The organism is Clostridium sp. TJA020, assembly GCF_058310295.1.
The window spans coordinates 195,981-218,079 of record NZ_JBZEFC010000001.1 but is presented as its reverse complement, the minus strand read 5'-3'; the positions used below and the strand labels follow the sequence as shown (position 1 = coordinate 218,079).

Sequence of the window (22,099 nt, the reverse complement as noted above, 5' to 3'; positions counted from 1 at the left end):
TTACTTTAAAGAAAACTTTTCTTGCTATATTATTTTTTACAAAACTATTGCAATTAAATATTATTTGATATAAATTATTAATAACTTAACATATATTATGTTATAATATAAAATCATTATATTATTTTTAGGAGATGAATTATGAAACAAATTTCAACATATAAATTTAGAAAAATTTTTGAAAGTGGAAAAGACTTATTATTAATTGACGTTAGAGATAAAAGTGAATTCAATTCTGGACATATACCAACAGCAAAAAATATTCCATTATGTGATATAGAAGATTTTAGCGATGAAATACCATTAAATAAAGATGTTTATTTTATTTGTACTCATGGAAATAAAAGTGCTAGAGCTGTTACATTGCTAAATAATTTAAATATAGAAAATGTAATAAATATACAAGGTGGAATGCTTTGTTGGGATGGTAAAATAGAAAAATAGTATAGGTGCTTTTGCATCTATACTATTTTTAATTTAATTTAATTTTATTAAATATATCAACTTTCTTACTTAATATTAAAGCAATAGTATATCCAATTAATGTAACTGAAATAAATTCACCAATCATAAATCCAAATAAATAAAACCAAAAAGGTAATCCAAGTAATATATGTAATAAAAACACCACTGGAATACAAAATATTGTTGGCCATAATGTAGATATAAATAAACTTTTACTTTTGCTTATAAAATATGTAGATATTAAAGTTCCAAGTGTACCTACTATAATATCAACTATACCTAAAGGACTTAATAAATTTGCTATTAAACAACCAATTGTTAAACTTGATATATATCTTTTATCATAAAATGCTAGCAAAACCAAAATTTCAGAAAATCTAATTTGAATCGGACCATAACTTAAAGGTGAAATTGCTACAGTTAATACAACGTAAACAGCAGCTACTAATGATAATTTAATAAATACATTTAGATTATAGTACCTATTCATTCTCTTTGCTCCCAACCCCTAAATCAGTATTATGAATTAATACTTCTATATTTTCATTATTTTTTAAATAATCATATTTTTTAATAAACCATTTAACTAACTCTTCATCTCTTTTTATATTAGTTGAATTTTCAATATATACATTTACACATCCTCTTTTAAAATAATTTTCTAATATATATATATCCTTCTCAATCATTTCTTTAGTTTGTCCTTTTATCCCAACTAATAAACATATTGAATCAAAATATTTATTTACTTCATCATAGCTTCTAAAATTTGCTCCTTTATTTAATATATTATTTCTAAAATTATTATCAAAAGTTTCTACACCACATCTAAACACAATAGGAATATTAAAAAACTCTCTAATTTCTTCTAATCTATCTTTATACAACCAATGACATTCTACAAATAATAATTTTATTTTCTTTTCATTTATAATATTTCTTATTTCTTCTAATGTTTCACCTGGAACTTCAAATATACTTCCAGAATTTATTACATCAAGAACTCCAAATTCACCTGTTATATTTTTTAAAATATTATGATTAAATTTTATAATTTCTGATGTTTTTGTAGAATTATCATCTATATAATCACAAAATTTACATCTTCCCCATTTACAAGGAAATGCTTTTAACATAACCATTTCCCTACTATTTTTTCCAAATATTTTACTATACCTTTGCATTTAAAATTACTCTCCTTAATTTTTAGTTATTAAAAGGCAAAAATAACAATAAAAAAAGACAGCAAAAAGCCATCTATGATATATTATAAGATGCCTTAGTTTTGTTTTTTGACAGGAGGCTTACGAACTGTCATTTATTTATTTATATTTTTTATTATATATATTAATATTATAAATTTCAATATTTAAAAGTTTTTGTTTTTATTTATTTTTTTATTTTAAATAATCATTTACGAGTATATCTTATTAGATTTATAATCAATTAATATTTTTCTCTTTTATATATAATTTAATATATCAGAATATTAAAGCTAAAAAGCTCGTAAAATACATTATTTTACGAGCTTTTTATAATCAATATAATTTAGTTTTCATAATTGTATATTTAAAATAATACTCCTCTAAATGACATAATAACAAAAGCTATTACTATTATTACACATACAACTAATGCAATTTTTTGAATTAATTTAGTCTCCTTCATATACGCTTATACCCCCATATTTATTATGTGAATATTTTACCATATGTACTTATATTGTATGTAAACTATTTATTACTATAAAATTAATATTCATTTTACATTTAAAATATTGTTAAAAATCCTAATGGCAATTATAATAGCTTGGTATGTATTTAACTAAGGAGGACGTATTTTGAACTTAGAATTAATTTTTGATTCAGTACTTAATTGGATTTCTAGAAACGGAATAAAATTAATTATAGGCCTTATTGGTCTTTGGATTGGATGGAAACTTGTTAATAAATTAATTGCTTGGTTAAACATTTTATTCAAAAAGCAAAATATTGATTTAACATTAGTTTCCTTCTTTAATGCATTTGCTGATGTAGCTCTTAAAATATTATTAATAATAGCTTTCGTTGGATTTTTAGGTGTACCAACTGCAAGTTTTACTGCCATTTTAGCATCTGCTGGACTTGCCATAGGTCTCGCACTTCAAGGAAGTTTATCAAACTTTGCAGGTGGAGTAATAATTTTACTTATAAGACCATTTAAAGTTGGAGACTATATAGAAACAGCTTCTTATCAAGGTAAAGTTGAAAAAATAAGTATTTTTTATTCTCATTTAGTTACTTCAGATAATAAAGAAATACTTATACCAAATGGGGCATTAGCTAATGGAAGTTTAATAAATTATTCTTCTAAACCAATTAGAAGAGTTGATTTAACATTTAGTGTAGCATATGAAAGCGATTTACAATCTGTAAAAAATATATTAAATAATATAACACTTAAAAATAATTTAATACTAAATGACCCTGAGCCATTTGTTGCTATAAGTGCTCAAGCTGCAAGTTCTATAGATTTTATAGTTAGAGCTTGGTGTAAAACAGAAGACTATTGGAATGTTCATTTTTATTTATTAGAAGAAGTTAAACTAAAATTTGATGAAAATAATATTTCAATTCCTTTTCCACAAATGGACATACATATGTATAAATAAAAAGAGATAGAATTTTTTTCTATCTCTTTTTATTTATAATTTTATTTATAGTATTATAAATTCAAATTAAAATTATTATATTCTATCTTTATTTGAAATTTTATTTATAATATAATGTTTAATATATTGAAAATTTGAAGGGAGGAAATTATTTTAAGTTTCATCTTAAAATAATAAGTTTTATGAAAAAATTTAATATAGATTGGAATAACTTAGGTTTTGAATATATTAAAACAGATTATAGATATATATCTGTATGGGAAAATGGTAACTGGGATGATGGTAAGTTAATAGAAGATAATAAACTTTTAATTGAAGAAGGAGCACCAGCTTTACATTATGGTCAACAATGTTTTGAAGGTTTAAAAGCCTATAGAACAAAAAATGGAGATATACAATTATTTAGACCTAATAAAAATGCAGAAAGATTAAATAATAGTTGCAAAAGATTGTTAATGCCAGAAGTGCCTGTTGAAAAATTTATTGATGCATGTATACAAGTTGTTAAAGCTAATGAACATTTTGTTCCTCCATATGGAACAGGTGCTACATTATATTTAAGACCTTTTTTAATAGGTGTAGGTGATAATATAGGCCTTAAACCTGCAAATAAATTTATATTTTCAGTATTTTGTATACCTGTAGGGCCTTATTTTAAAGGTGGAATGAAACCAGTAAACTTTATGGTATCTGATTATGATAGAGCTGCTCCAAATGGTACTGGAGCACAAAAAGTAGGAGGAAATTATGCCGGTAGTTTAATTGCACAAAAAAAAGCTAAAAGCTTAGGATTTGCTGATGCAATATTCTTAGATCCGGCTACTCACACAAAAATTGAAGAAGTTGGATCAGCTAATTTTTTTGGAATTACTAAAGATAATAAATTTATAACTCCTCTTTCACCTTCAATACTTCCAAGTATTACAAAATACTCTCTTTTAGAACTTGCTAGAGATTATTTTAATATGGAAACTTCAGAGGAAGATGTATTTATTGATAATCTAAATATATTTAAAGAAGCTGGTGCATGTGGAACAGCTGCAGTAATAACTCCAATAGGTGGTATATATTACAAGGATAATTTACATATTTTTTATAGTGAAACGGAAGTTGGTCCAATAACTAAAAAATTATATGATACTTTAATTGGTATTCAATTTGGTGATATTGATCCAATTCATAGTGATTGGATATATAAGATTAAATAATATTTTTAGACAATATTAAATTTATTTTAGTATTGTCTTTTTTATTATTTCTAATTATCATTTACGAGGAAATCTTTTTAGGATATTATATATTTTAATTATAAAATAATTTTATAATTAAAATAAAAAAAGAAGCGGCACTTTATACCACTTCTTTTTTATTATTTGTTTTATTAATAAAAATTAAAGATGTAACAAAATATAATATTATTAAACTAATTCCCTTTATTATTAATGATATTATATTTTGTTCTAATAAATAAGTACTTAAAATATTATTTAAATATATACAGGCAATAATAAGTATTATTGATAAAATTATTAATAATACTTTTATTAATTTTTTGTTTAATACTTTTATAGATGAGATTTTTTTAAAAGCCTTACTATTTCTCCAAATATAATCTAATAAATAAAAAATCAAAGCTATATATATAACATTTAACGCATAATTCATTTATCTTACTTCCTTATTATCTTTTGTATTTTCTAATTCTATCTCTTTATTTATAATATTTTCTGAGTCTTCTAAAAATTCTTTTACTTTAAGTAAATCAACATTTTCTTCAATTAATTTAGCTAATTTATCATATTGTTTTAATCTATAAATTTTATATTTTTCTTTTTCTTCTACACTATTTTCAATAACAACATTATATTTTTCTTTAAGGCTATTTAAAAGTTTTTTTCTAAATTCTTCCACCTCAAAGATACCATGAATATATGTTCCAAAAACATCTCCAGTTTCATTAGATAAACCAACTATATTATTGTTTTTATCTATAATAAAAACTTCCCCACCATCTAACATCTCACTATATCCATTTTGAATTTCATATCCATATATTTTTATATTAGATAAAGATTTTAATTCGTTTTCCATTTGGCAAACAATGCCTCGTGCTATAGCAGTTTTTTTATTTAATGAAAGCTTAGTATTAAATGGTAACATTTCAAAACCTTCTATTGGCATTTTCTCTTCTGTAGCAATTAAATGTTTTCCAAGCATTTGAAATCCACTACAAATTCCCATTACAGTTGCTCCATTTTTATGTAATTCTAGTATTTTATTATACATTCCATTTTCTTTTAATTTATTTAAATCACCTAGTATATCTTTTGTACTTGGTATTATTATTAAATGAGCACCTTCTATTTCATTCTCTGAACTAACATATCTAATATTTATATTTTTCTCTAACTCTAATGGATAAAAATCTGTTAAATTAGATATATTATCTAATTTAACTATTGCTATGTTAAGTCCACTTCTTTTAGTGCTTCTTATCTTTTTAATAACTGTTTTTTCTTTATCTAATTCTATATTTTCATATGGTATAGTACCTAAAATCGGTATGTTGAAATATTCCTCAAATTTTTTTAATTGTTCTTTAAAAGAATCGCTATTATCTTTATTTTTATTTATTATAATACCTTTTATAGATTTTTTAATATTCTCATCGATAATCATTAAAGTTCCATATAATGAAGGTATTGCTGCGCCTCTCTCATTATCAGATAATAATATAATATCAGAATCTGATATTTCTTTTGTAAAGTCATTAGATATAAAATTATATTCATATCCTTTTTGTGATATTGAACCATTTCCTTCTATTATTCTATATTCATAATTTTTACATACTTTTTCAAAATCTTCAGTTATAAAGGCTTTAAAATCTTCTATTAGCTCGTCTGATTTAAAGTTTTCCTTATTTCTATAAAACTTACCATTTATAAGTATTTTATTGCTATCTTCTTTTATACATATAGGATTTAATATACCTCTAGGATTTATTTCACATGCTTCAGCTTGTACAAATTCTTCTACTGATATATATTCTCCTAAATCATTTTTTTTAACTTCTCTACATATGCTTATACTTTTAAATGGAGCTATATTATAACCTTGATTTTTTAAATACCTACATAATGCTATTGAAACAGTTGTTTTACCAACTCCTGATTCTGTACCTAAAATCATTAAATTTCTCTTCAAAGCTATAATCTCCTTTCATAAACTATTTACTAATTAATATATGATTATAATTTTTACCTATAACTCTATCTACTATTTTAAACTCTATTGAATTTTTAAAAATAGGTCCACTACAAACAAAAGTGTGATATTCTCCATTTTCTCCACAAGGATCAGCACCTCTTTTTTTTATTTGTGATACAAGATCTTTTGTTAAAGTTTTTCCTAAAAAACTGCTATCTAGTTCTTTATTATTGCAGCATTTTATAATAGCTTCAAATCCACTATCTATAAATTCATTTGTTAGATCTTCCCTACCTTCATTCCAAAGGGGAAATAAATAACCTATATCTACATTATCACATCTATCAGTACACCATTTTTTATGAGCTTCTATGTCTATATCTCCAAATGCACATTTAGTAGCCCCTAAACTTTTAGCTTTTTTCAAAGCCATTTCAAATTCATCCTCATAATTATCGCCTATACATTCTACCTTTATTAGAGGTATTTCTAGTGATTTGGAAACTTCTTCTAAAATTTCATTTGGTATTCCATGAAACCAAGATTTATTCTCATCTTTATTTACTGTAACGATTAATCCTACTGGATTGTGACCTTCTTTAATTAATCTATATAATGCTAATGTGCTATCTTTACCGCAACTATATGATAATACAAAATTCATCTTAAAACTGTTCTCCTTAATTTTTAATTATTTCATAAATTATTTTATCATGTTATTTTAAAGTAGTAAAAGTTTATTATTATTTATTTACTAAAGATACATATTTAGTATATATCTTTTATATTATTTATTTTAAATCCTTTTTCAGTAAATTTAATACTTAATATATATCCTTTTCCGCATTCTGGTTGCCACTCATAAAAACTTTTTCTATTATCATAAAATACTTCTAAAATTGTTCCTATTGTACCACCATGACATACTAATACAACTCTTTTTTTATTTTCATATGATATTTTATTTATAAAATTATTAAATGCCTTTTTAATTCTTTCTCTATACTCATTTTTACTTTCTCCATTTGGTACTACAAAATCTCCAATTTCATCTGTTATCCATGATATATAATTATTATCTTCTTTTAATTCATCATAACCTTTCATTTCAAAAGATCCAAAATTATATTCTCTGAAATTTTCTTCAACATTATAGTTATCACTAAAAAGTATACTCATAGTTTTGTTTGTTCTTCTTAATCCAGTAGTATAATATCCGTCAAATTTAATTTGTTTTTTAATATTATCATATATTTTCTTATTTATATATAAATCCTCTATTCCATTTTTAGACAAATCTAAATCTGTCTTTCCACAATACAATCTTTTTTCATTTCCATATGTTTTTCCATGTCTTATAATGTACAACTCTAAATTATTCATCTTTTAACACCATCTCTAAACCAAAAAATACTCTTATAACCTTAGTATTTTCTTTTGATAATATTTGTAGAGCTTTTCCGTTTACATCTCTCCATTTTCTATCAAATTTATCTATAGGAACAATTCCTGAATTAATATCATCTGCTATTAAAATTTTTTCTTTAAGTAATTCTTTATTCTCTTCAATATATTTTATTGCATCTTTATTATTTATTAGCATTTCTCTAATAAATATATGAAAACCTGAAATAACTTTTTTTTCAAGATTTATTTCATCTGATTTACAGTAATAAATTTCTTCATCTTTTAAACTATATTTATCTTTCACATATTTTAACTTTCCGTTAAAAGCACCACCTAAAACTAACATATAATACCCTCCTAAATTAATGCTAATGTTATTAACCCAACTAACTCTCCAGTTATAAGACAATATCCTGCAACATCTCCATTTATACCGTCTAAATCTTTTACATTTTTATATGTCTTGTAAAACATACAAATGCACATAATAACTAAAATAAGATCATATTTAATTCCTAATAATAAATAAATTATAATAATTAATATTGAAATAATTATTATTTGCAATATTCTGTCAAACTTATTTGTATTTTCTTTAAAAAATTTAGTTAGAGTACTTGCCTTAAGATCTTTATTTATTAAAATCATAAGTGCAGAAAAACTCCTAGATATTATAGGAATGAATATAATAAATATAATCTCTTTTTTTTCTAATAAAATTGTATTCACAGATGCATACTCAAACATTATTAAAATAACTAAACTTATTACAGAAAATGCACCAGTACAAGAATCCTTTAAAATTTTAATCTTTGTTTCCCTATCTCTTCTTGATAAAATAGCATCACTAACATCCATAAAGCCATCTAAATGTAGCATACCTGTTATATATACTGGAAATGCAACGAGTATAGCTGACATTAATATATAGTTTATAGAAAAATAATTTAATATCATATAAATCAAATACCAAAGAACTCCTATTATGACACCAACAAGTGGATAAAACTTCAATATATGTCTTACATTTTTATCATCCCATTTATATTTAGGTGCTGGAATTACAGAGAACATTGATAATGACATAAAAAAACTTCTAATATATTTCATTTAATAATTTCTTCCCTTCTTCTTTTCCTTTATGAATTATATAATTATTACTAATACATTCTAATACTAAATCAAACTCTTTAACTATTTCTCTATTTATATAAGCAAGCTCTTTTGTATATTTTATAACTAAGTCATCATAAATTATTGAATCACTAAATAAATAATCACTAACTATTATAATGTTTTTACATAATTTACTTATTTCCAATATTTCTTTAGATATTTTTTTATGGATTTTTTCTTTAATTTTTTCTTCACCAAACATTTCATTATTAAGTAATGTAGTAATGCTATCTAACAAAATAGTATCATTATACTTTATTTTATTTTTTATACTAGAAATATCTTTAAACACTTCTATTGTTTTAAATTTACTTCCTCTTCTTCTTTCTACATGAATACTTATTCTTTCTTTATCTTCAGAACAAAATGGTTTCATTGTAGCTAAATATAAAATATTATTTTCTTCATTTAATAATTTACTTAATTCTTCTGCTATAAATGACTTTCCACTCCTTGTTCCTCCAATTACAATGATTTTCATAAATTATCTCCTTTAATAAGTAATTATATATTATAACACTTTTCATCTCTTATTGACTCTAAGTATTCGCAATCTATACCAGACTCTTCAAATGTAGCCATATTACTAACAATAGCATTTGCTGTATCTATAATTGTAAATGCTATTGGACAGCCACTTCCTTCGCCAAGTCTCATATCCAAATTAATCATAGGCTCTAATTCAAGTTCCTCTATAGCTTTCATATATCCTAATTCTTTACTTATATGAGATGCAAATGTATATTCTCTTACTTTATCATTTAACTTTGTAGCTGTAACTGCTGCAACTGCTGAAATAAATCCATCAATTACTATTGGAACTTTATAATAAGCAGCTCCAATGAATGCTCCTGTCATTGCTGCAATATCAAAACCACCAACTTTTTGTAAAACATCAACTGGATCTAAACCATTTGGCTTATTTATATTTAAGGCTTTTTTTATAACCTCCTTTTTCTTTTTAAATGCACTATCTGTAAGACCAGAACCCTTACCTATTGCTAAATTCATATCACAATTTGTAAGTGCTATTAAAATAGAACTACTTGTTGTTGTATTTCCTATTCCCATTTCACCAACACCAATTAATTCATATCCATTATCCACAGCATTTTTTACAGCTTCTATTCCTACTAAAAGTGCCTTAATACACTCATCTCTATTCATCGCAGGACCTTTCGCTATATTACTTGTGCCTTTTCTTATTTTCCTATCTATTACACCATCTATTTTTAAATTACTATTAATACCAACATCGATTGGAACTATATCACTACCATTTTGTTTTGCTATAACACCTACTCCTGATAACCCTTTTGTAAAATTTATTGTTTGCGCTACTGTTACATACTGAGGTGTACTTGCAATTCCTTCTTCAAATAATCCATTATCCGCACAAAAGATTAATACACATTTTTTATTAAATTTATTTTTTATATTACCAGTAATTCCCGATATTTTAATTCCTATTTTCTCTAATTTTCCCAAACTGCCTAAAGGCTTAGCTAAAGAATCTAACCTTTCTTTAGTTTTATGTTTTATATTTTCATCTATCTCACTAATATTATTAACTATATTATAAAAATTCTTTTCATTTAAACTCATTGAATTTATCTCCTTTTAATAAAATTAGCTGAATATATAATATATTCAGCTCTATAAATTATCTTTCTTTTATTGTTTTACTAGCTAAGCATAAAAATATAAATGTAATAAATATAGATATTGGTACTATAAATATTGCAAATTTTATTCCAATTAAGTCTGATACTACCCCTAAAAACAAATTAACAATCATATTTACTACACTTGCAAGAGCTATTATTATTCCTGTAATATAAGCTGTACTTCTTTTAAATGTATTACTAACTATTACTACAACAGTTGGAAACATTATTGAAAAGAAAAATCCAGCTATTGATATAATGTATAATCCACTTTCCCCTAAAAATAATCCTATAATAAATATAATTGAACCAATAAGAGAAAAAGATTTAACAGCCGTCATAGACCCTATCTTTTCTACTATAAATCCGCCTATAAGTCTACCTATAGTTAATAATAAGAAGAACATTGAAACATATGATGCTATTTTTGATTCATTTATATTGTTATAACTACTTTCTATAAAAGTTGGTAGCCATCTTCCAGTTCCTTGTTCTGCTAATATGTAAAATCCAAGACCTACAAAGAAAAACCAAACTAACTTATCTTTTAATATAATAGTAATTGGTAATTTATCTTCTTTTTCTTGTTTATATATTGGAAGTTTTATGAACATAAATATTATAAAAACTATTAAAGTTAATATAGCAGATCCAATATATATTTTTCTCCATGAAAACCCATCAACCATTAAAATACCTGATAGTTTTTGTGAGGCTGAAAGCCCTACTCCATATGCAAAGTGTGTCAAATTCATAGCTATAGCTTGTCCTGTTATCCATATTACAGGAATTATAGTATTAGTAGCTATTGACATTAAAGCTAAAAATGCTTGTATAAGTGCAAAAGAAATTGTAAATACTATAAAATTAGGAGACCAAGCTTGAATTAAATTAGTTATTATTGCTCCTAACAAACCTACTAATATAATTCTTTTTTGTCCTATTCTATCACATAAAGCTCCACCTACATAATTAAATATTAAATAAGCCAATGTTCCAAACATAAACATAACTGATAAATTAGTATCTGTTATATTAAATTCACTTTTTATTGGAACAGTAAAAATATTTATTAAACCTTCTGCAATAGCTGCTATTACCATAACTAAATATATAAGAGTTGTAGCTATTATTTTATTTTTTTTATCCATTTTTTTCTCCTTCCAATTATAATAAACCGAATATTATTATATCATATTAGTTAATTATAATTAAAGGAAAAAACTAGAAGCAAAACACTTCTAGTTTTTTATTTTAAACAGTAATTTCACTCTTTATATCAACTGCATCTTTATTTTTTTCTATTATAGGATTTACATACTCATCTATAAATTCTACAACTTGACTTGGCGCTCTACCTATAAATTTAGTAGGATCTATAATATTTTCTATTTGCTCTTTTGAAAGCTTTATCTTTTCATCATTAATAATTCTTTTTATTAAATCATTATCAAGACCTTCTGCTTTAACTCTTTTTGCAGCATCCATTGAATGAATTCTAATTCTCTCATGAAGTTCTTGTCTGTCTCCACCTAATTTAACAGCTTCCATCATTATATTTTCAGTAGCCATAAATGGTAATTCATTATTAACATGAGCTTTTATAACTTTTTCATAAACAACCATATTTTCAGCTATGTTTATATATAAATTAAGAACTCCATCTAAAGTTAAAAAGCCTTCAGCTATAGATAGTCTTTTATTAGCTGAATCATCTAAAGTTCTTTCAAACCATTGAGTAGATGCTGTAATTGCTGGATTTAATGAATCTACTATTACAAATCTTGCTAAAGCACCCATTCTTTCACTTCTCATTGGATTTCTTTTATATGCCATAGCTGATGATCCTATTTGATGCTTTTCAAATGGTTCTTCTATTTCTTTCATACTTTGTAGTAATCTTAAATCATTACTAAACTTGTAGCAACTTTGAGCAACCTCTGATAATGTGTTTAAAACTATTGAATCTAATTTTCTTGGATAAGTTTGACCTGTTACAGCATAACTTTTTTCAAATCCCATTTTTTCAGCAACTTTTTTATCTAATAACTTAACCTTTTCTTCATCATTATTAAATAAGTTCATAAAACTTGCTTGAGTTCCTGTAGTACCTTTTACCCCTCTTAATTTTAATGTGCTTAATACAAAATCTATATTTTCTAAATCCATAACTAAATCTTGCATCCAAAGTGTCGCTCTCTTTCCTACTGTAGTAAGTTGAGCTGGTTGAAAATGAGTAAATCCTAATGTTGGCATATCTTTATATTTAAGTGCAAACTTACTTAATCTATCTAATACTGTTATTATTTTTTTCTTTACTAAAAGTAGCGCATCTCTCATTATTATTACATCAGTATTATCACCAACATAACAGCTAGTCGCCCCTAAATGTATTATTCCTTTTGCACATTCACATTGAAGTCCATAAGCATACACATGACTCATTACATCATGTCTAACTTCTTTTTCTCTTTTTATAGCTTCATCATAATTTATATCATTAACATATTTTTTTAATTCATTAATTTGTTCTTCTGTTATATTTAATCCTAATTCTTTTTCACTTTCCGCAAGTGCTACCCATAACTTTCTCCAAGTTATAAATTTCATATCATCAGAAAAAATATAACTCATTTCTTTTGATGCATATCTTGAATTTAAAGGTGTACTATATAAGTTTCTCATATCTTTCCTCCACACGAATATATTATAATTAAACTTTAACATAGTTCGTATTATAACATAAATTTTATTTATTTTCATCATTTTATTTATTTTTATATAAATCTCATTAAGTTAAGTAATTATTCTTATTATATCCTCATATATATATTTTAAATAATATTTATTTAAAGGAGTTTTTATGTGTAAAATAACTTGGTTAGACAAACTTTCCTTCTTACTTGTGTTAATAGGAGCTTTAAACTGGGGACTTGTTGGACTACTTAATTTTAACTTAGTAACTTTTTTAACTTTAGGTGTACCTATTATATCTAGAATAATATATGTATTAGTTGCCATTTCAGGAATAAACCTAATTTCTTTATTATTTAGATGTAATTTTGTACAGAAGTAATAAATTATAATACATAATTTATTATAAAAGAAAAGGTTCCTAATTAAATTAGGAACCTTAATCTTTAAAATTAATCTTCTAAGTTTTCAATTAATTTTGCAATCTCTTCTGCAGCTAAAGCTTCATCATCTCCTGAAGCAATAACGTTTACTACTGAGTTAGCAGTAACAGCTAATGAAAGAACTCCGATTAAACTCTTAACATTTGCCTTCTTTCCATTAAACTCTAAGCTTATGTCTGATTTAAATGAAGAAGCTTTCTTTACTAATAAAGTTGCTGGTCTAGCATGTAAGCCAGTAGCATTTTTAACTAAAACCTCTTTAGATACCATGTAAATACACCTCTTTACTATTTTTTAAGTTAATATCCTATTAACCATTTCATTATAAATGTTTTTTAGTAAAATTTCAACTATTCAATACTTTTATTTTAAATAATTTAAATTATTATTATTTTTAAATAATATATTTATATTAGATAAAATAATATTTTATCTAGGTTGTACTATTAATTTAATAGCTGTTCTTTCTTCTCCATCTATAACTATATCCGTAAATGCAGGTATACATATTATATCCTTTCCACTTGGAGCTACAAAACCTCTAGCAATAGCAATAGCTTTAATAGCTTGATTTATAGCTCCTGCTCCTACAGCTTGTATTTCTACTATATTTTTCTCTTTTATTATTGCAGCTAATGCTCCTGCAACTGAATTTGGATTTGATTTTGTTGAAACCTTTAATACTTCCATTTTTATTATTCCTCCTACATATATTACTAATCGTTTACATTTTAAATTTATATACTTTCGTATAAGTATAATATTCTACTTTTTTTTTGAAAATCCTTTTATTTTCTTGTAATTTTTTATATTTTTTAGTAAATTAAAAAATACACTTTGTTTAAAACAAAATGTATTTTAATTATCTTTATTATTTATTTAGCAAAATCAACCGCCCTTGTTTCTCTAATTACGTTGATTTTTATTTGACCTGGATATTCTAATTGTTCTTCTACACTTTTCGCAAGATTTCTAGCTAACTCAACTGCTCCAGCATCATCAATTTGTTCTGGTTTAACCATAATTCTAATCTCTCTACCAGCTTGAATGGCATATGACTTTTCTACACCTTCATATGAGTTTGAAATTTCTTCTAATTTCTCCAATCTCTTTATATATGCCTCCAATGTTTCTCTTCTTGCACCTGGTCTAGCTGCTGATATAGCATCTGCCGCCTGAACCAATACTGCTTCTAAAGATTGCATTTCAACATCCCCATGATGGGCTCCTATAGCATTTACTACTAATTTAGATTCTCCATATTTCTTAGCAAGGTCTGAACCAATAATAGCATGTGGTCCTTCTTGTTCTTGATCTACAGCCTTTCCTATATCATGTAGTAATCCTGCTCTTCTAGCTAGAGTAACATCTAAACCTAACTCCGAAGCCATCAAACCAGCTAAGTATGAAACTTCTATGGAATGTTTTAATACATTTTGACCATAACTTGTTCTATACTTTAATCTACCAAGTAATCTTGTAAGCTCTGGATGAAGTCCGTGAACTGCAGTTTCAAGTGTTGCTTGTTCTCCTTCTTCTTTTATGTCGTTTTCAACATCTTTTTGAGCTCTTTCTACCATCTCTTCGATTCTTGCTGGATGTATTCTACCATCCACTATTAACTTTTCTAGTGCCATTCTAGCAACTTCTCTCCTAATAGGATCAAAGCTTGATAGAATTACAGCTTCTGGAGTGTCATCAATTATTAAGTCAACTCCTGTTAAAGTTTCAAGGGTTCTAATGTTTCTTCCTTCTCTACCTATTATTCTACCCTTCATTTCATCATTTGGTAATGCTACAACGTGAACAGTTGATTCAGAAACATGATCTGCTGCACATCTTTGTATAGCTGTAGTAATAATTTCTCTAGCCTTCTTATCAGCCTCTTCTTTAGCTTTACTTTCAATTTCTTTTATAAGTAAAGCAGATTCATGAGAAACTTCTTTCTTTACTTCATCTAGTAAAATTTGACGTGCTTCTTCACTTGAAAGATTAGCAACTCTTTCAAGTTCCTCTCTTCTCTTTTCGTGAAGATCATTAGCTTCTTTTTCTAACTGTTTAATTTCATTAACTCTACCATTGATAATTTCTTCTTTTTTCTCAAGAAAATCGCTCTTTTTATCTAGAGCTTCCTCTCTTTGTAAAACTCTTCTTTCAAGCCTTTGAATTTCATTTCTTCTCTCACGAGAATCTTTTTCCAAATCACTTCTTAATCTATGAACCTCTTCTTTTGCTTCAAGAATAGCTTCCTTTTTCATAGCTTCAGCTTCTTTTTTAGCATCTTCTACTAACTTTTCAGCATCTCTTTCAAGAGATTCTATTTTGTTTCTTGATGTACTTTGTATAGTTTTATAAAGTACTATTCCTAATATTAACAGCACAATTATATCAATTAAAATTATCGGCATAATTTGTTGCATATTAACACCCCCTAGCTTATTTTTCTTTAAAGAAAGCGTAGTAGGTGTCATACTGTTTCTCACTGTTATCTTTGGAATATGATAAACCAGTATTTGTTATTATTGTATAGTAAAAATAAATTTATGTCAAGTTAAGCAATATTAATTACTTTATTTTTATTTTTTTCATTTTTCTTTAAAATACTCTTTTTTTCTCTTTTTATAATATAATTTTCAAAACTTAAGTAAACCTTTTAACTTTTAGATTTAACAGTAAAAAAACAAGATATATTTTAATATATCTTGTTTTTTATATTTACTTTTTTTCATTTTCAATCTCATTATTTTTTTCTATAATAGGACTAGATAATGGTAAATTATGTTTTTCTCTTATTTTATTTTCTATCTCTAATGCAACTTCTGAATTTTCTTTTAGGTAAGATTTAGCATTTTCTCTACCTTGACCTAATCTTATATCTCCATATGAGAACCATGCACCACTTTTTTGAACTATTTCTTCCTTAACACCCACATCTATTATATTACCTTCTTTTGATATACCTTCATTATACATAATATCAAATTCCGCTTGTCTAAATGGAGGAGCTACTTTATTTTTTATTATTTTAACTCTTGTTCTATTTCCTACTATATTTTCACCTTGTTTTATTGAATCTATTCTTCTAACATCCATTCTTACTGAAGCATAGAATTTTAATGCTCTACCACCAGGTGTTGTTTCAGGATTTCCAAACATAACACCAACCTTTTCTCTTAATTGGTTTATAAATACTGCAACACAATTTGTTTTATTTATAGTTCCTGCAAGTTTTCTTAATGCTTGTGACATTAACCTTGCTTGAAGTCCAACGTGAGAATCTCCCATTTCTCCTTCAATTTCAGCTCTTGGTACAAGTGCAGCAACTGAATCTACTACTATAGCATCTATAGCTCCTGAACGTACTAAAGCTTCTGCTATTTCTAAAGCTTGCTCACCAGTATCTGGTTGTGATACTATAAGATTTTCTGTATCTACACCTATTTTTCTTGCATATGCAGGATCTAAAGCATGTTCTGCATCTATAAATGCAACTGCTCCACCTTTTTTTTGTGCTTCTGCAACTATATGAAGTGCAACAGTAGTTTTTCCTGAACTTTCTGGTCCATATATTTCTATTATTCTTCCTCTAGGAACACCACCAATTCCAAGTCCAATATCTAAGTCTAGACATCCTGTTGATATTGAATCTACATTTAGAGTTGATTCCTCACCAAGTTTCATTACTGAACCTTTTCCAAATTGTTTCTCTATCTGACCCATAGCAGCTTCTATTGCTTTTAATTTATTTGCATCTATATTCATTAATAATACACCATCCTCTCATCGAACTTATGTTCTATAAATAATTATATATAACATATTTTATATAGTCAACTAAAACTGCAAATAAAAGTTCCAACTAACATAGAAGGAACTTTTATAATTATTGACATATATTATTTTTTTAAATCAACTTATTTTTTTGTTGATATAACTTTTTTGTTTTTTCTAAAATAATCATATCCTGAAATTATTGTTATTAATACTGCTAAATCTAAAGCTAAATCAGGAACATATTTAAAAAAGCTTACTAAGAAATTGCTTTTTACTACAAACTCATACATAACTGTACTTTGAGCTATATTAACTTCAATTAATAGTAATATTAAAGCAATTATTTGTATTACTGTTTTTATTTTTCCCCACCAACTAGCTGCTATTACTTTTCCTTCAGCAGCTGCTATAGTTCTAAGTCCAGAAACAGCAAATTCTCTAGCTATTATTATAACTGCTGCCCAACTAGGTACGACCCCATACTCTACCAAAGATATTAATGCTGCTGTAACTAATAATTTATCCGCTAATGGATCCATAAATTTTCCAAAATTAGTTATCTGATTTCTACTTCTTGCAATATATCCATCAAGTTTATCAGTAATTGAAGCTATAATAAATATAAAAGTAGCAATAAATGTACCATAAGGTATTCCTTTAACAGCTATAAATATCAAAAATACAGGTACTAATATCATTCTAAGAACTGTTAATTTATTTGCAAGATTCACACATACCAACTCCTATTAAATCATACTCTGTATTCTTCTCAATTTTTACTTCTACAAATTCTCCTATACTTACAGGACAATGTTTTGTAAAGAATACATTTCCATCAATATCTGGTGCCATTTCAAAGTTTCTTCCATAGTAATATTCTTCATTTTTTCCTTCAACAAGAATATCATACACATTACCTATTTTCAAACTATTTATTTCTTTTGATATTTTACTTTGTAAAATCATAAGTTCTTTTTCACGTGCTTCTTTAACATCTTCTTCTATTTGACCTTCCATAATTGCAGCTGGTGTACCTTCTTCTCTTGAATATTTAAATACTCCAACCTTATCCAATTTGTATTCAATTAAGAAATCTTTAAGTTCATTAAAATCTTCTTCTGTTTCATTAGGGAACCCGACAATTAAAGATGTTCTAATTGCTATGTTAGGTATTTTTTCTCTTAATTTATTTATTTTATTAGTTATATCAAGTTTTGTAGTTTTTCTGCCCATAAGTTTTAATATGTGATCACTTATATGTTGTATAGGTAAATCTAAGTAATTTACTACCTTTTCATTAACAGAAATTTCTTCTATTAATTCATCATATATTTCTTCTGGATAACAATACAACACTCTTATCCATTTTAAATCTTCTATTTTTGAAAGCTCACTTAAAAGTGTATGAAGACTCTTTTTTCCATATATATCGCTACCGTAAAGAGTTGTATCTTGAGCTATCAAAATTAATTCTTTAACACCTTTATTAACTAAAGCTTTAGCCTCTTCTAGTATATTTTCCATACTTCTACTTCTAAATTTTCCTCTTATTTTAGGTATTATACAATAAGTACAGAAATTGTTACACCCTTCTGCTATTCTTATATATGCTGTACTTTTATTAGTAGTAAGTATTCTTTCTCCTTCATTTATATTATCATCTGAATACTCAACTTCAGTAAATCCTAAATTAGTATCATTTTCATTCATAAACTGCTTTATTAATTTAGCTATTTTTATATAATCATTAACCCCAAGCATTATATCAATTTCAGGCATTAATTCTTTTAATTCATTTCCATATCTTTGAGTTAAACAACCAGTAGCAATTAACATCTTACATTTATAGTCTTTTTTGTATTTTGCCATCTCTAATATTGTATCTATTGATTCTTGTTTTGCTTTATCAATAAAACCACATGTATTAACAATTATTATATCTGCATCTTTAGGATTATTTGTTATTTCATATTCTTTATTCATTATTCCTAACATTATTTCAGAATCTACTCTATTTTTATCGCAGCCTAGGCTAACCATTCCTACTTTATATTTTGCCAAAACTTATTCCTCCTACGTTTTTAAATACTTTTACTTAACTATTTTATAACTGTTTTTATCCTATTACAAGTTTTAATTAAAACTATATTCTAAATAAGTTACTCTAAATTATCAGTAGCAATTAAATCTTCTTTTTTAACTAATACCTGTCTAGGTCTACTGCCATCCTTTTTAGATATTACTCCTCTTTCTTCTAATTCATCCATTATTCTAGATGCTCTATTAAAACCTATTCTTAATCTTCTTTGTAAAAAAGATGTGGATGCTTGTCCATATTCTACAACAATATTTATTGCATCATCAATAAGTTCATCACTATCTTCATCTTTAATATTATTTAAGGAAGAATCTGATTCATTATTTATATGTTCTATTATTTCTTCCTTATACTCAACTTTTTCTACTTCATTTTTAACAAATTCAACAACTCTCTCAACTTCATCTTCTGAAATAAAACAACCTTGAACTCTAAGAGGTTTACTAGATCCAACTGGATAATATAACATATCTCCTTTTCCTAAAAGCTTTTCTGCCCCACCACTGTCTAATATTGTTCTTGAATCTATTTGTGATGAAACAGCAAAGGATATTCTAGATGGAATATTTGCTTTTATTACACCTGTTATAACATCTACTGAAGGTCTTTGAGTAGCTATAACTAAATGCATACCTGCAGCTCTTGCCATTTGAGCTAATCTTCCTATATAGTCTTCCACATCATTAGGACATACCATCATAAGGTCAGCAAGCTCATCAACTATAATTACTATATAAGGTAATTTCTCTTCTATTATTCCTTTTTCAAATAAAGTATTATAAGAATCTATATTTCTAGCCCCTGAGTCAGCAAATAATTTGTATCTTCTAGTCATTTCATTAACTGCCCAATTTAAAGCTCCAGCTGCTTTTTTAGGATCTGTAACTACTGGAACTAATAAATGTGGTATTCCATTATAAACACTAAGTTCTACTACTTTTGGATCAACCATTAAAAGCTTCACTTCATCTGGAGAATATTTGTATAATAAACTAACAATTAAAGTATTTATACAAACACTTTTACCTGATCCTGTTGCCCCTGCAATTAATGTATGAGGCATTTTACTTAAATCTCCAACAACACATTTTCCACCTATATCTTTTCCCAATGAGAAAGCTAATTTTTTATTTGTATTTAAAAATTCATCAGACTCTAATACTTCTCTTAAAAATACTGGAGTTTGCTCTCTATTTGGTACTTCTATTCCAACTGCAGCTTTACCTGGTATTGGTGCTTCAATTCTTACTCCTGTTGCTGCAAGACCTAATGCTATATCATCTGATAAATTAACTATTTTACTTACCTTAACACCTGGACTTGGTTGCAATTCAAACCTAGTTACTGATGGACCTTTTGTAACTCTAGTAACACTTGCATCAACTCCAAAACTCTCTAATGTACTTTCAAGCTTATCAGCACTTTCCATGAGTTCTTGCTTGTCATCATTATTTAAATTTATAGAACTATTTATCTTTAATAATTCTAATCCTGGATATACATATGTCTTATTTTCACTATTAGTTGCTTTTTCTATATTGTTTTCTATTTCTTTATTTACTTTTTCATTAAATAAATTATCCGTATTTTCATTTTTATATTTATTATTATTTTCATCATTCAAAGAAACTTTTTGAATCTTTGAATTTTTTGAATTATAAGGTTCTTTACTTTTATCATTACTTATATAATCATTATCAAATATGCATGTTTGTTCATCTAAATCATCAACTTCTGGATTTTTCATAAAATCTAATATTTTTATTTTATTATTTACACCATTTAAAAATTCATCTTTATTTTTGTTTTTATTATTATTTTTTTCTACAACTTTTATAAATGTATCATCTATATAATCATTATCATCTTTTTTCTTCTCTACTATAGGCTTAATTTTTTTACTCTTATTTTTAACTTCTTTACATAAATCATGTAATGTAATATCAAAAGTTAACATTGTAGCTATTATTAACAATGATATATATACTATATAAGAACCAATAGCTCCTAAAAATTTAAATAATGGATAAGCAAAAATATACCCTATTATTCCTCCATTAAGTATACTATTCATAGATGCTATATTTTTTATTCCATCGCTAAATGAAACTATATCATCACTTATTTGAATATATATAGTTGAACAAATTAATATAAGTATTAAACAATATATAGTAATTCCATAAAATTTTCTGCTTAATATTAAAACTCCCTTATTTTTTATGTATTGATAACCTAGATATAATATATATAATGGTAACACATATATACCAATACCAACTAGAAAGTGAAATATTCTTTGTGAAATACTTGATAATATTCCTACAAAATCTGTATATATTGCTACTGATAGAAGAATTCCTAAAGATATATATATAAGTCCAATTATATCTGTATTCTTACTAATTTTTTTACTATTTCTCTTTTTATTAGTCTTCCCCAAATTTACTCACCTCACTTTATTATTTTCTACAAATATACTAAAATCCCTTTATGAATACATAAGAAAATCAGC

22 protein-coding genes are annotated in these 22,099 nt (G+C 25.7%); 4 read left to right on the top strand and 18 right to left on the bottom strand.

The genetic code is table 11. The features are described from left to right. Positions 1-141: 141 nt before the first annotated feature. Entirely contained in the window at positions 142-444 is a 303-nt protein-coding gene (locus AC4FQ1_RS01100) for a rhodanese-like domain-containing protein (protein ID WP_303127174.1), read from the top strand. 28 nt (positions 445-472) lie between these two features. Here the strand turns inward: AC4FQ1_RS01100 and AC4FQ1_RS01095 are convergent, their stop codons facing one another. Beyond that, a complete protein-coding gene (locus tag AC4FQ1_RS01095) occupies positions 473-955 on the bottom strand; it encodes a QueT transporter family protein (RefSeq protein ID WP_491168672.1) in 483 nt (160 codons plus the stop codon). Then, the gene (locus AC4FQ1_RS01090) at positions 948-1,649 is read right to left on the bottom strand and encodes a radical SAM protein (RefSeq protein ID WP_491168671.1); all 702 of its coding nucleotides are present in this window, start codon (positions 1,647-1,649) and stop codon (positions 948-950) included. The genes AC4FQ1_RS01095 and AC4FQ1_RS01090 overlap by 8 nt, the downstream gene beginning before the upstream one ends. A 656-nt stretch (positions 1,650-2,305) precedes the next feature. On the opposite strand from AC4FQ1_RS01090, the gene AC4FQ1_RS01085 reads away from it, so the two are divergent. Together AC4FQ1_RS01085 and AC4FQ1_RS01080 are read left to right on the top strand one after the other, a co-directional pair. Next, on the top strand, positions 2,306-3,115 hold the full coding sequence (locus AC4FQ1_RS01085; protein ID WP_303127169.1) for a mechanosensitive ion channel family protein: 810 nt from the start codon (positions 2,306-2,308) through the stop codon (positions 3,113-3,115). A gap of 182 nt (positions 3,116-3,297) precedes the next feature. Then, entirely contained in the window at positions 3,298-4,323 is a 1,026-nt protein-coding gene (locus AC4FQ1_RS01080; protein ID WP_491168670.1) for a branched-chain amino acid aminotransferase, read from the top strand. A 457-nt stretch (positions 4,324-4,780) separates the two neighbouring features. Here AC4FQ1_RS01080 and AC4FQ1_RS01075 read toward each other — a convergent pair whose 3' ends face one another. The 9 genes from AC4FQ1_RS01075 to purB all read right to left on the bottom strand — a co-directional run bounded on the left by AC4FQ1_RS01075 (position 4,781) and on the right by purB (position 13,260). Further along, the gene (locus AC4FQ1_RS01075; RefSeq protein ID WP_491168669.1) at positions 4,781-6,322 is read right to left on the bottom strand and encodes a cobyric acid synthase; all 1,542 of its coding nucleotides are present in this window, start codon (positions 6,320-6,322) and stop codon (positions 4,781-4,783) included. A gap of 22 nt (positions 6,323-6,344) precedes the next feature. Continuing rightward, positions 6,345-6,989 carry a Dph6-related ATP pyrophosphatase gene (locus AC4FQ1_RS01070; protein ID WP_303127162.1) on the bottom strand — a complete coding sequence of 215 codons (645 nt, stop codon included), beginning with the start codon at positions 6,987-6,989 and terminating at the stop codon, positions 6,345-6,347. Between the two features lie 104 nt (positions 6,990-7,093). Then, positions 7,094-7,708 carry a histidine phosphatase family protein gene (locus AC4FQ1_RS01065; RefSeq protein ID WP_491168668.1) on the bottom strand — a complete coding sequence of 205 codons (615 nt, stop codon included), beginning with the start codon at positions 7,706-7,708 and terminating at the stop codon, positions 7,094-7,096. Then, entirely contained in the window at positions 7,701-8,078 is a 378-nt protein-coding gene (locus tag AC4FQ1_RS01060) for a bifunctional adenosylcobinamide kinase/adenosylcobinamide-phosphate guanylyltransferase (protein WP_303127158.1), read from the bottom strand. Before AC4FQ1_RS01060 ends, AC4FQ1_RS01065 begins: the two co-directional genes overlap by 8 nt. Before the next feature lie 11 nt (positions 8,079-8,089). Continuing rightward, positions 8,090-8,818 (bottom strand): adenosylcobinamide-GDP ribazoletransferase, encoded by a 729-nt coding sequence (locus AC4FQ1_RS01055; protein WP_491168667.1) that lies wholly within the window; start codon positions 8,816-8,818, stop codon positions 8,090-8,092. 10 nt (positions 8,819-8,828) lie between these two features. Then, positions 8,829-9,389 carry a bifunctional adenosylcobinamide kinase/adenosylcobinamide-phosphate guanylyltransferase gene (locus AC4FQ1_RS01050; protein ID WP_491147145.1) on the bottom strand — a complete coding sequence of 187 codons (561 nt, stop codon included), beginning with the start codon at positions 9,387-9,389 and terminating at the stop codon, positions 8,829-8,831. A gap of 23 nt (positions 9,390-9,412) precedes the next feature. After that, positions 9,413-10,513, bottom strand: coding sequence for a nicotinate-nucleotide--dimethylbenzimidazole phosphoribosyltransferase (gene cobT, locus AC4FQ1_RS01045; protein ID WP_303127152.1), 1,101 nt, complete (start codon positions 10,511-10,513; stop codon positions 9,413-9,415). A 58-nt stretch (positions 10,514-10,571) separates the two neighbouring features. Continuing rightward, positions 10,572-11,726: an MFS transporter gene (locus AC4FQ1_RS01040; RefSeq protein WP_303127150.1), complete on the bottom strand. Its 1,155-nt coding sequence runs from the start codon at positions 11,724-11,726 to the stop codon at positions 10,572-10,574. A gap of 103 nt (positions 11,727-11,829) precedes the next feature. After that, the gene (gene purB, locus AC4FQ1_RS01035; protein WP_491168666.1) at positions 11,830-13,260 is read right to left on the bottom strand and encodes an adenylosuccinate lyase; all 1,431 of its coding nucleotides are present in this window, start codon (positions 13,258-13,260) and stop codon (positions 11,830-11,832) included. Between the two features lie 178 nt (positions 13,261-13,438). On the opposite strand from purB, the gene AC4FQ1_RS01030 reads away from it, so the two are divergent. Further along, positions 13,439-13,651 carry a DUF378 domain-containing protein gene (locus AC4FQ1_RS01030; protein ID WP_303127146.1) on the top strand — a complete coding sequence of 71 codons (213 nt, stop codon included), beginning with the start codon at positions 13,439-13,441 and terminating at the stop codon, positions 13,649-13,651. A 70-nt stretch (positions 13,652-13,721) separates the two neighbouring features. On the opposite strand, the gene AC4FQ1_RS01025 is transcribed toward AC4FQ1_RS01030, so the two are convergent. From AC4FQ1_RS01025 to AC4FQ1_RS00995, 7 genes are all read right to left on the bottom strand, one after another. After that, positions 13,722-13,982 carry an HPr family phosphocarrier protein gene (locus tag AC4FQ1_RS01025; protein WP_024614743.1) on the bottom strand — a complete coding sequence of 87 codons (261 nt, stop codon included), beginning with the start codon at positions 13,980-13,982 and terminating at the stop codon, positions 13,722-13,724. 159 nt (positions 13,983-14,141) lie between these two features. Then, on the bottom strand, positions 14,142-14,402 hold the full coding sequence (locus tag AC4FQ1_RS01020; protein WP_024614742.1) for a stage V sporulation protein S: 261 nt from the start codon (positions 14,400-14,402) through the stop codon (positions 14,142-14,144). A gap of 185 nt (positions 14,403-14,587) precedes the next feature. Beyond that, entirely contained in the window at positions 14,588-16,132 is a 1,545-nt protein-coding gene (rny, locus tag AC4FQ1_RS01015) for a ribonuclease Y (RefSeq protein ID WP_303127141.1), read from the bottom strand. Positions 16,133-16,427: 295 nt separating this feature from the next. Beyond that, positions 16,428-17,474 carry a recombinase RecA gene (gene recA, locus AC4FQ1_RS01010; protein WP_491168665.1) on the bottom strand — a complete coding sequence of 349 codons (1,047 nt, stop codon included), beginning with the start codon at positions 17,472-17,474 and terminating at the stop codon, positions 16,428-16,430. 152 nt (positions 17,475-17,626) lie between these two features. Then, entirely contained in the window at positions 17,627-18,217 is a 591-nt protein-coding gene (pgsA, locus tag AC4FQ1_RS01005; protein ID WP_491147154.1) for a CDP-diacylglycerol--glycerol-3-phosphate 3-phosphatidyltransferase, read from the bottom strand. Beyond that, positions 18,201-19,547, bottom strand: coding sequence for a 30S ribosomal protein S12 methylthiotransferase RimO (gene rimO / locus AC4FQ1_RS01000; RefSeq protein ID WP_491168664.1), 1,347 nt, complete (start codon positions 19,545-19,547; stop codon positions 18,201-18,203). The genes pgsA and rimO overlap by 17 nt, the downstream gene beginning before the upstream one ends. Before the next feature lie 98 nt (positions 19,548-19,645). Further along, positions 19,646-22,027, bottom strand: coding sequence for an FtsK/SpoIIIE family DNA translocase (locus AC4FQ1_RS00995; RefSeq protein ID WP_491168663.1), 2,382 nt, complete (start codon positions 22,025-22,027; stop codon positions 19,646-19,648). Positions 22,028-22,099 lie beyond the last annotated feature (72 nt).